8 protein-coding genes are annotated in these 11,656 nt (G+C 28.2%); 2 read left to right on the top strand and 6 right to left on the bottom strand.

Annotation, left to right across the window (positions count from 1 at the left end):
- Positions 1-8 precede the first annotated feature (8 nt).
- Both HMPREF3045_RS06225 and HMPREF3045_RS06220 read right to left on the bottom strand, forming a co-directional pair.
- Complete coding sequence (locus tag HMPREF3045_RS06225; RefSeq protein WP_070738004.1) at positions 9-773, bottom strand: J domain-containing protein; 765 nt, start codon at positions 771-773, stop codon at positions 9-11.
- A 51-nt stretch (positions 774-824) separates the two neighbouring features.
- Positions 825-2,594 (bottom strand): ABC transporter ATP-binding protein, encoded by a 1,770-nt coding sequence (locus HMPREF3045_RS06220; RefSeq protein ID WP_070738001.1) that lies wholly within the window; start codon positions 2,592-2,594, stop codon positions 825-827.
- Positions 2,595-2,710: 116 nt separating this feature from the next.
- On the opposite strand from HMPREF3045_RS06220, the gene HMPREF3045_RS06215 reads away from it, so the two are divergent.
- Positions 2,711-3,553, top strand: coding sequence for a sulfide/dihydroorotate dehydrogenase-like FAD/NAD-binding protein (locus HMPREF3045_RS06215; RefSeq protein WP_049691303.1), 843 nt, complete (start codon positions 2,711-2,713; stop codon positions 3,551-3,553).
- Positions 3,540-4,931 (top strand): NADPH-dependent glutamate synthase, encoded by a 1,392-nt coding sequence (gltA, locus tag HMPREF3045_RS06210; protein ID WP_070737998.1) that lies wholly within the window; start codon positions 3,540-3,542, stop codon positions 4,929-4,931. Before HMPREF3045_RS06215 ends, gltA begins: the two co-directional genes overlap by 14 nt.
- Before the next feature lie 164 nt (positions 4,932-5,095).
- Here the strand turns inward: gltA and HMPREF3045_RS06205 are convergent, their stop codons facing one another.
- From HMPREF3045_RS06205 to HMPREF3045_RS06190, 4 genes are all read right to left on the bottom strand, one after another.
- Positions 5,096-7,402 (bottom strand): YhgE/Pip domain-containing protein, encoded by a 2,307-nt coding sequence (locus HMPREF3045_RS06205; protein WP_070737995.1) that lies wholly within the window; start codon positions 7,400-7,402, stop codon positions 5,096-5,098.
- 9 nt (positions 7,403-7,411) lie between these two features.
- Entirely contained in the window at positions 7,412-9,466 is a 2,055-nt protein-coding gene (locus HMPREF3045_RS06200) for an efflux RND transporter permease subunit (RefSeq protein WP_070737992.1), read from the bottom strand.
- The gene (locus tag HMPREF3045_RS06195; RefSeq protein ID WP_070607769.1) at positions 9,463-10,056 is read right to left on the bottom strand and encodes a TetR/AcrR family transcriptional regulator; all 594 of its coding nucleotides are present in this window, start codon (positions 10,054-10,056) and stop codon (positions 9,463-9,465) included. Before HMPREF3045_RS06195 ends, HMPREF3045_RS06200 begins: the two co-directional genes overlap by 4 nt.
- Before the next feature lie 156 nt (positions 10,057-10,212).
- Positions 10,213-11,598 carry a MocR-like pyridoxine biosynthesis transcription factor PdxR gene (locus HMPREF3045_RS06190; protein WP_070737989.1) on the bottom strand — a complete coding sequence of 462 codons (1,386 nt, stop codon included), beginning with the start codon at positions 11,596-11,598 and terminating at the stop codon, positions 10,213-10,215.
- Positions 11,599-11,656: the final 58 nt, after the last annotated feature.

Genomic DNA, 11,656 nt, shown 5'->3' with positions numbered 1-11,656 from the left:
AAAAAATTTTACATATTTTTGTATTTATTTATATTATCTGATGAAAGAAAATCGTAAGCATCATTTATTTTTTGAAATTTTTCAGTTGCGTTTGGATCTTGGCTTATGTCTGGATGATATTTTTTTGCAAGTTTCCTGTAGGCAAGTTTTATTTCATATTGGTCGCTTGTATATGATACACCCAAAGTATCACAAGCTTTTTGATATTTTTCTTTAAACCCAAGGTCATTTACAAAGCTACCGTTTTGATAAGAACCTGTATTGTATCCTCCATTATAATTTCTTTCGTCAAAATCAAATCCCGAAAAATTAAAACCTTGAAAAAATTCCTCAAATCTTTGATTCATTTCTTCTTGTCTTCTTTGTCTTTCTTCTTCAGCTTGTCTTCTTCTTTCTCTTTCTTGGTCTAGCTTATATTTTTTTGCATAATCTGATAAATTGTCAAATCCTTTTTTCTCGCCAGAAATTAAAGTATCAGCCTTATCGTACATCCATTCTATCAAAGTATAATTTCCATATCTCAAAAGAGAAATGAAAGATTTTCCTAGAAATGGAACTACTGCTATTATCAAAAAAATAGTAAAAAGTTCAGGCGGTATAGCTATAAAAAACAATGGAAGTACAAATATTACTGAACATCCAATTAGCATTATAACTTGGCTTAAACCTTCAAAGACTGTAACTATTGCATTTAAAATATTTATTAAAAAATTAAATATTGAATTTAATACGCTTGCTAGTCCATGGATAAATTTTCCAAATATTTTTTTCACGTTTTTTCTCCAATCTATCTTAATTATACCCAAGTTATTTTTATCTGTCTACTAGCCAAAAAGCTCCTCATTATTAGAATTATAAAGCTTATAATAAATTCCTTTTTTATCAAGTAAGTCCTTGTGAGATCCTCTTTCAACAATCCCATCTTCTGTTAAAACTAAAATTGAATCTGCATTTATAATTGTAGAAAGCCTGTGGGCAATTGTTAAAGTTGTTCTTCCCTTTGATAATTTTTCCAAAGAATCTTGAACTATAGCCTCACTTGTATTATCCAAAGATGAAGTCGCCTCATCCAAAATTAAAATTGGAGGATTTTTCAAAAATACTCTTGCAATAGAAATTCTTTGTTTTTGACCTCCAGAAAGTTTTACTCCTCTTTCTCCAACATAAGTGTCAAATCCATCGGAAAGTTCCATAATAAAATCATAAGCTCCTGCAAGTTTACTTGCTCTTATTATTTCTTCATCACTGGCATCTTTTTTTCCATAAGAAATATTTTCTTTGATTGTAGCTCCAAACAAATACACATCTTGTTGGACAATTCCAATATTATCTCTCAAGGAATCTAGAGTTAAATCATTTATATTTTTGCCATCGATTAATATTTTTCCCTTATTAATTTCATAAAATCTTGGAATAAGTTTTGTAATAGTGGTCTTGCCTGCTCCAGATGGTCCAACAAGAGCGACATTTTCTCCAACATTTATGTTAAAATTAATATCTTCCAAAATCCAAGAATCTTTTTCATCTTGGTCTGGATATTTAAAATAAGCGTGGTCAAAGGAAATTCCTCCCTTAACATCTGTAAGTTCTTTCGCATTTTCTTTATCAAAAATATCAGATTTTAAATTAATTACTTCATAAAATCTTTCAATTCCTGTAATTCCTTTTTGATATTGGTCTGTAAATTCTACAAGCCTGTTTACAGTTGCAATTATTGTATTTAAATATAAAACGAAAGCAACAAGATCTCCTGGACTCATCAAATTTTTTATTACAAAATTTCCTCCAATAATAATTAAAACCGCATACATACTTCCCGCAAATAATTGGTTGATCATATTATAAGATGCCATATTGTAATATTTTACTTTTTTAATATCTACAAACTTGTCGTTTCCCTTTTTAAATTTTTCTTTTTCTAAACTTTCATTAGCAAAAGATTTTACAACATCTATTCCCAAAAGAGAATCTTCAATGCTTGCATTAATTTCCCCAATTTGTTTTTTCTCACTTTTTACCGATTTTGAAAAAGCTCTTCTTTTTATTCTAGCTGCATAAACCATAAGTGGAATAATTATATACAAAACAAGAGTCAAAGGAATATTTATAGTCATCAATACTACAAATGATATTGAAAGTTTTATAAAACCAATAAAAAATTCTTCAGGACAGTGATGAGAAAATTCTGTTATATCAAAAAGGTCTGTCGTCATCCTACTCATAAGTTGTCCAATTTTTGTTTCATTGAAAAAAGCTGTGGACATTGTCAAAAAATGTTTGAAAATATCCCTTCTCATATCTTTTTCAATGTGAGCTCCCATTATATGGCCGTAAGATTGCATAAAATATCTTCCGGCAACTTCTACAAGTTTTGTAAGAGTATATATTAATGTAAGTTTTAAAATAATTGAATAAGTCAAGCTAGAATTTGATGCGTGATCTGTAAGTGATGATAAAATAATTGGTAAAATCAATTCACAAACAGTTGTTAAAAATGCAGAAAATAAATCAATAGCCAAAATATTTTTGTAATCCTTATAATAAGGAATAAATTTTTTAATTAATTCTTTATCAGAATAAGTTCTTTTTTCCATTTCTCCTCCTTATTAAAATTTTTATACTATAGTATTTTACTATTAATTTAAACTTATTCACTTGATTTTTTTAGATTAATTGTTAAAATATTAATAAAGACACATAAGGAGGAATAATGGCAAGAATAATTGAAAAAACAAATCTTAATGACTCAACCATTAAATTTGTTGTAAATTCTCCAGATATTGCAAAAAGAGCAAAACCTGGTCAATTTATAATTTTAAGGATAGATGAAAAAGGCGAAAGAGTTCCTTTTACAATTTCTGAAACTGATGATGAAAATGTAACAATAATTGTTCAAATTGTTGGAGGAACAACAATTAGAATGAACGAATTAAAAGCAGGCGATGGATTTTTAGATTTTGTTGGTCCTTTAGGAAAACCAACTGAACTTGACCAATATAAAGGAAAAAATGTTTGTGTAATTGGTGGAGGTTTGGGAACAGCTATTGCCTATCCTCAAGCAAAATATTTACATAAAATTGGAGCTCACACTGATGTAATAATGGGCTTTAAAAATAAAGACATAGTAATCCTTGAAGATGAATTAAAAGAATCTTCAGACAATTTATACATTACAACCGACGATGGATCTTATGGCAAACAAGGATTTGTTACTGAAGTTTTAAAAGAAAATATTGAAAATGGAAAAAAATATGATCTTGTTTTGGCAATTGGCCCAATGATTATGATGAAAAATACTGCCCTTGTAACAAAAGAATATGACATACCAACTATTGTTTCACTAAACTCAATTATGGTTGATGGAACTGGCATGTGCGGATGTTGTAGAATTACAGTTGGTGGCGAAATGAAATTTGCTTGTGTTGATGGTCCAGATTTTGATGCTTTTGAAGTTGATTTTGATGAAGCCATGAACAGAGGAAGAAATTACCAACAAGAAGAAAGAGAACACATTTGTAGACTAACAGGAGATATGAGAAATGGCAAAATTTAATATGAATAAACAAAAGGTTTCTATGCCTGAACAAGATCCAAATGTTAGAAACAAAAATTTTGAGGAAGTGGCTCTTGGTTATGATTTAAAAATGGCTCAAGAGGAAGCGCTTAGATGTGTTCAATGTAAAAATAAACCTTGTATGGGAGGCTGTCCTGTTTCTGTAAGAATTCCAGAATTTATTCATCAAGTAGTTGAAGGAGATTTGGATAAAGCTTACGAAATTATTTCATCAACAAATAACCTTCCAGCAATTTGTGGTAGAGTTTGTCCACAAGAAAATCAATGTGAAGGAGTTTGTACAAGAGGAAGAAATGGCGAGCCAGTTGGAATTGGTCGTCTTGAAAGATTTGTAGCAGACTATCACATGAATAAAGAATATAATAAACCAACAGAAGTTACAGGACAAAATAAAAAAGTTGCCATTGTTGGATCTGGTCCTTCTGGACTTTCTTGTGCAGCTGATCTTGCAAAATTAGGTTATAAAGTTGTTATGTTTGAAGCTTTCCACACAGCAGGCGGAGTTTTGATGTATGGAATTCCAGAATTTAGACTTCCAAAAACATTAGTTCAAAAAGAATTGAAAAATGTAATTGGTCTTGGTGTAAAACTTCAAAGAAATACAATTATTGGAAGAACAAAAACCATTAATGAATTATTTGAAGAAGGATTTGAAGCAGTTTATGTTTCAACTGGAGCAGGTCTTCCAAAATTTTTAGGAATTGAAGGAGAAAATTTAAACGGAGTTTATTCAGCAAATGAATTTTTGACAAGAATGAATTTGATGAAAGCATATAAATTCCCAGAATATGACACTCCAGTTCATATAGGAAAAAAAGTTTGTGTAGTTGGTGGTGGAAACGTAGCAATGGATGCGGCAAGAAGTGCAAAAAGAATGGGCGCTGACGTAACTGTTGTTTATAGAAGAAGTTTTGAAGAAATGCCAGCAAGAGCTGAAGAAAGTCATCATGCAAAAGAAGAAGGAATTAACTTTATGAACCTCCACAATCCTGTAGAAATTGAAGGAGAAAATGGTTGGGTTAAAAAAGTTAAATTAGAAGTAATGGAATTAGGCGAAGAAGATAAATCCGGAAGAAGACGTCCTGTTCCAACTGGAAAATATGAAGAAGTTGATTTTGATTCTGTAATTGTTTCAATAGGACAATCCCCAAATCCACTTATTAAACAAACAAATGATGATATAAATACTGAATCTTGGGGTGGAATTATAATTGATGATTCTACAATGACAAGTAAGGATGGAGTTTTTGCAGGAGGAGATGCCGTAAGTGGTGCTGCAACTGTAATTCTTGCAATGGGAGCTGGTAAAAAAGCAGCTGAAAATATTGATAAATATATAAAAAATAAAGCAAAATAAATTTAAACCTAGCTTATGATGAAATCTTAAAATCCAAATTAAATTTTTAATTTTACATCATCTCTAGATATTTTAATTTTAAAATTTTTTAATGATATTTTAGAAAAAATAAAAATCCGATTCACAGATTATTTATCGTGTAATCGGATTTTTTCTTTTATATTTTATTTGATTTTTTCGATTATTCTTGATTTTGTTTCAAAATTATCGCTTGTTCCTGTTATTGATTTATTTTCTTTTGCTATTTTTGACATTTGGTCTAGAATTTCGCTAATTTCTGTTACATCTTCTGATTTATCAGCTAATTTATCTATTCCTTTTGTCTTGTAATCGCTAAGTCCTTCTTTGAACTTTTCAAATGATGAAGCATATTCGTCACTTCCATTTTTAAGTTGACCTGTAGAATCACTCAATTTATTAATTCCATTATCTAATTGTTTGATTCCATTTGCCATTGGATTTATTGCTGTTTCATTTATATTTGCAAGTGATGAAAGAGCTTTTGATCTTTCTTGGAATTGTTTTAAGCCACTAGAAAGAGATGCTGATCCATTTCTTAATTCTTCTGAATTTGAGTCTAATTGGCTAATTGCATTAGAAAGTTTATTAACTCCATCTTGATTTTGTTGTGTGCCATTTTTTAATTTTTCTGATCCAGCTTTAATTTGTTTTGTTGACTCATCAAGCATTACTACTGAATCTTGTAATTTTTTAATATTGCTTTTTGACAAAGCTTCGCCTATTTTTTTACTTCCTTGTGCAAGCTTTTCTGATGATGTTTGTATTTTTGTTTTTGAATCATTTAATTTAGTGTTTACTTGGGATAATCCACTATTTACTTGTCCAATTGATGTTGTAAGATCTGATGAGCCTTTTGCAACTTGTCCAAGTCCAGCTTTTATAGCAGTATTTGCTTGACTATTTGCACTTAATGAGGCTGCATCATTAATTAATCCTTGTTTTACTGCTTTTAAATTTTCAATTTCTCCTGATAGTGAGTCATCTTCATTTTTTGCTTGTAAATTTGCTATAACTTGGTCAATTGAGCTTGCTTGAGCATTTATATCTTGAATTGATGAATCAATACTTGGAGCATTTTGAGCACTTTGGTTTAGATTATTTATTCCTTGATTTAATGTTTTTGAAGATTCTTCAATTTTTGAAAGTCCCCCACTCAATTGTCCAATATTATCTGCAAGCGGACTAATTCCTTTTGACAATTCTTCAAGTCCATTTGATAATTGATTCATTGAATCTGTCAATTTTCCTATATCTTCTCCGTTTGTTGCTTGTAACAAACTATTTCTTAGGCTTGTTGTTCCTTTATTTAATTTTAAAAGTGATGAATCTAATTCGCTTGCTCCATTATTTAAACTTACTGATCCATCTTGTAATTTTGCCATATTATTATTTATTTGTCCAACTGCCATGGTGTATTGGTTTACTCCTGTATAAAGTTTTGAACCACCGTTATTTAGTTGGTTTACTGCTGAATTTACTGTTTGAATTTTTCCTGGCAAACTTGAAAAAGCATTTGATAATTGGTCAAATGAGCTTACTATTTTGTTTGAGCCTTGGGATAATTGACCTGCTCCCTCATTTAATTTTCCAATTCCATCATTTAATTTTTTGCTTCCTTCATCTAATTTGTTTGAACCGTCAACAAGTTTTGCTGCATTTTCTTCTAATTCGTTTATTCCATTTTTTAATTCATCTAAGGAATCAAGTTTTGCATCTTCTTGGAAAAATTCATTAGTTATAAGTGCATACACTTCCGCTGGTTCATAATCTTTAACATCCATTTCCATTTCTATTTTATCTTTGAAATTATCTAATTTATCATCTTCAATAATTCCTTGGAAATTTTCTTTAAGTCCTGGTGTTAAAATTGCTGCAACAATTTCATTTTTTCCATCTTTTACGAGTTTTCCATCGTTTGTTGTAAGATTTTTAACCTTATCTGAATTGAAATTCATTTCTGTAAGGGCAAGATATGGAGAATATATTTCTTTATCTTTGCCATCAATTTTTGCATTTGTTTTTTTCTTATTTACAGCTTCAATTTGTATTTTTAAATGTCCAGATTTTCCTTTTAATTTATCAAAAGTCATTTCCTTTCCATCTAAAAAATATTTTACATTTATATCAACTGGCAAATCTTCATTTGTTTTTCCTTGATAGTAAATATCTTTGCTGTCTTCATTCCAATTTATATATCCATTCTCTAAATTTACTTTTTTGTCTGTTTTTAAATTTTTGATTTCTTTTAAATTGGTTTTATCTTTTACTTTGATATTATTATCGGAATTTATCCAAATTGAACCAGTTTTATCTTTTATTTTATCAGCTTCTTTTGTAACATATATAGTCTCACTTTTTCTAACATTTAAATCTTTGGCATAAGCCACATTTGTCATCAATAATGAACTTGCAAGAACTAATGAGAATCCTTTTATTAATTTATTTTTCATATTTTCCTCCTAATTTAATCCTTTTGTTGTCTTTTTAATAAATGGAAATGCTATTTTTATTATGGCTGGAAGGAATAATATTATTGCAAGCATACTTATTATTGCTCCTCTTGCCAAGAACATACAGATTGTTGAAACAATTTCCATTTTTGAATACAAACCTACTCCAACAGTTGCTGCCATAAATGACAAAGCAGATGTTACAATTGATTTTGATGTTTCTTTTACTGTCAATTTTAAAGACATATCCACATCTTTAGTTTCTTTATATTCTGCAATAAACCTATCCATCATAAGTATTGAATAATCTATGGTTGAACCTAATTGAACTACTCCAATAATGATTGATGTTACGAAAGGAATAGTTTGACCTAAATAAAATGGAATTCCCATATTTATTTGAATAGCAAGCTCAATTACTGCAATTAAAACCACAGGAATAGCAAATGATTTAAACACTATTGCAATTATTAGAAAAACTATAATAATTGACGCAATATTTACCATTTTAAAATCCCTATCTGATAAAATTGTAAGGTCTTTTGTTAAAACAGCTTCTCCTGTTAAATATCCATTTTTATCATGTTCTTTTACAATTTTATTTATTTTATCTACTTGATTATTTACCTTGTCAGATGCTGTTTGATATTTTGAATTTATCATAATCATTTGGTAGCCATTTTTATTGAAATTATCTTTTATTTTATCTGGCAATACGCTATCTGGTAAGGTAAGTCCTGTAAATGAATTTAAACTTAAAACACTATTTACTCCATCAACATCTTTTAATTCATCAACAAGTCCATTTACATTTTTTTTGCTTAATTTATCATCAACAACTACGAAATGTGTAGAAGCCATATTAAAATCTTTTTTCATTTTATTTAAAGCAACAATTGAATCCAAATCTTGTGGCAAAGACCTATCAAGATTGTAATAAAGATCTGTGTTTCTTGCTCCATATATAGCAGGAATAAACAAAATCAAAAATGCAATAAATAATCCATTTTTATGACCTAGTACAAAATTTGATGTCTTGTCGAATGATGGTAAAAATATTCTATGATTAAATCTTGCAACTATTTTTTCTACAATCAAAATCATTGGTGGTAGAACTACAACAGTTGAAATTAGTCCCAATAAAACACCCTTACTCATAACAAGACCTATATCTTTTCCAAGTCCTAAACGCATTAAAATTAATACAATAAATCCTGCAAAAGTTGTAAGTGATGATGCAAAAATTGATGATACAGTTTTTTGAATAGCTATATCCATCGCGTCATTTTTATCATCATTAGTTTTCTTTTCTTCAACATATCTATGATATAAAAATATAGAATAATCTGTAGTTACAGCAAGTTGTAAAACAGCTGCAATAGCTTTTGTTATATAAGAAATTTCTCCCAAAAATAAATTTGTACCAAAGTTATATAAAATTGCATATCCAATATTCAAAATAAATAAAAATGGTATGATAGTTGATTCATTTGTAAGAGATAAAATAATCAAAGCCAAAGCTACTGCCAAGGCAACATAAATTGGCGTTTCGTGATCTATTAAATCTTTTGTATCTTTTACAAGTGAACTCATACCACTTAAAAATTTCTCCTTGGATTCTATTTTTTTAATATTTTCTATAGCTTTCATAGTCCTAAAAGATGATGAGCTTTCTTTAAATTTAACCATGAGCAAAGTACAATCCTCAGAATAAAAAATATCTTTTATCTCATCAGGTAAAAACTCATTTGGAATGCTATCTCCAACAATTGATGATTTTGAAATTACATCTTCAACACCATCAACCTTTAAAATTTCATTTTTAAGTTTATCAGCATCATAATCATCGCCTTTCAAAAGAAGCATGCCCGTGGCAGCATTTTTAAAATCTTTATCAAGAATTTCTTGCCCTTGAGTAGATTCCAAGTCAGCAGGTAAATATGACAAAATATCATAATTTACACCAGTATTCTTGTATCCAAACCAAGCAGGTATTAATAATAAAGTCATTATTAATAAAACAAGTCTAGGATGATGCGAAATAAATTTCGTTATTTTTTTCATTTATTCTCTCCTATTCTATCGAAAATTTTTCTAATAATAGCAAATAAAACTGGTTTCATTTCATCAATTGATAAAATTGACTCTTCCAATACAGCACTTTTACAAGTAGACATCATAATTTCAAGAGTTAGAGAAAGTATATAAAGTTTTTGCGACTCCGTATGATTTGTTAAAAATAGATTATCATATTTATTTAAAATATATTTTAAAGTCGAATCCGCTTCGCTAAGACCATAATCATTTTCAATTTTTGTATAAAGAGTCCAAGTAATATTTTTGCTCAAAAGATCTAGCTCAAAAGGATGAGCTATCAAATAATCAATTATATAGTTTACAAAAGAAATATATCTTTCAATTGGATCAGTTTCCTTGCACATTTTTTCAGCATTTAAAATAATCTGTGTACCGATATTTAAAACCATTTTTTCTTCCAAATCATTTTTATCTGTGTAATACAAATAAAAAGTACCCAAACCATATCCAGCTTCTGTCATAATATCTCTAACAGAAGTTTTTTCAGCACCTTTTTCTTGAAAAATTTTCAGGGCTGCATCCATAATTTTTTCTTTTTTATTTTCTACATCACTCATAAATTAATCTACTCCTATATAATAATATAAAATGAACGCCGTTCATTCGTTGCTACATTTATATGATACAACTTTCTGAACGATGTTCAACTTTTTTTGTAAAAAATTTTTAAATTTTTTTATTATTACATAAAACATTATAAAATCAAGCTTTCATTAGGAATTTTTTGATTTTTTTATGGCAAATTTAATAATTTCTATTCCTTCATCAATTTCTTTTTTACTTAAATTTGCAAACCCTAAAATAAAATAATTCTCTTTTCCAGCCTTTCTAAAAGAAAATCTATTCAAATTAATTAGTCTTAAAGATTTCTCATTTAAAACTTCATTAAATTTTTTTATATTTACAGACCCATCAATTTTTATAAGCAAATTTAAAGAATCTGCCTTTGTTGGAAAAGAAATTTCTTCAATTTCTTCTAATTTTTTTACTATAAAATTAAATTTCTTATAATAAATATTTTTCATCCTGTTTATATGCTTTTCAAATTCTCCGCTTCTTATAAAAGATGCCAAAGCTTTTTGCAAAAAATTTGAAACTGTATTTGATAAATCTTTAAAATTATTTTCATATTTTTTTAATAAATCATCTGGCAAAACCATATAAGAAATTTTCATTGATGGCGCAATCAATTTTGAAAATGAACCAAAATAAATTACATCAGAATTTTTATCCATTGCTTTTAAACTTTCTATTGGATAACCCTTAAATTTAAATTCGCTATCATAATCGTCTTCAATTATATACCTATCTTTTGAAAGCGAAGCCCAATTTAGTAGTTCAATTCTTCTTTGTATCGACATAACTGTACCCATCGGAAATTGATGAAAAGGGGTTACAAATAAACACAAAGCATTTAGGTCTCTTAGCTTATCAATTTTTACACCCTCATCATCCAAATCCAAAGGAATTGGATTTTTCAAATCATAAGTATAAAATTTATTTCCAAAAGCATAACCAGGATTTTCAAAAGCAAAAAGAGTCTGATCTGTGAGAAGTTTTTTTATCATAGAAAATAAATGTTCAGTTGATGATGAAATAATTATATTTCTAGAATTTGTATTTATATTTCTAGAATTTTTTAAATAAGTCTTTATAGCCTTTCTCAAAGGCTCGTATCCCTTATAGGAGCCCTTGTCCAAAATTTTTATATCATCCTTATCTATTGCCTCTTTCATATATTTTTGCATAACTTTATAGGGAAAATTATCATAATCTACTCCACTAATTGAAAAATCATATTTAATTTTTTCATCATCTATTTTATTATTTTTCAATTCTTTCTTGTTCAAAATAATTAAATCATCAATTTTTCGACAATAAAATCCACTTTTATCTTTTGCATAAATGTAGCCTTCTTCTTCAAGTTTATAGTAAACTTTTTTTATTGTATTTTTTGAAACATTAATATCTTTTGATAAATTTCTAATTGATGGGAGCTTTTCGTCTTCTTTTATTTCTCCATTAATTATTTTATTTTTTATAATTTCATATATTTGTTCATATAAATATTTTTTGTCATTTGGTAAATTTAAATACATCTGTAACCCTCGTTTTTTTATTTTTTGTTACTTTTATTAGTTACAGTTTATCATATAA

The organism is Anaerococcus sp. HMSC075B03, assembly GCF_001815585.1.
Classification (GTDB): domain Bacteria; phylum Bacillota; class Clostridia; order Tissierellales; family Peptoniphilaceae; genus Anaerococcus; species Anaerococcus vaginalis.
This window is presented reverse-complemented; position numbering and strand designations above follow the sequence as displayed.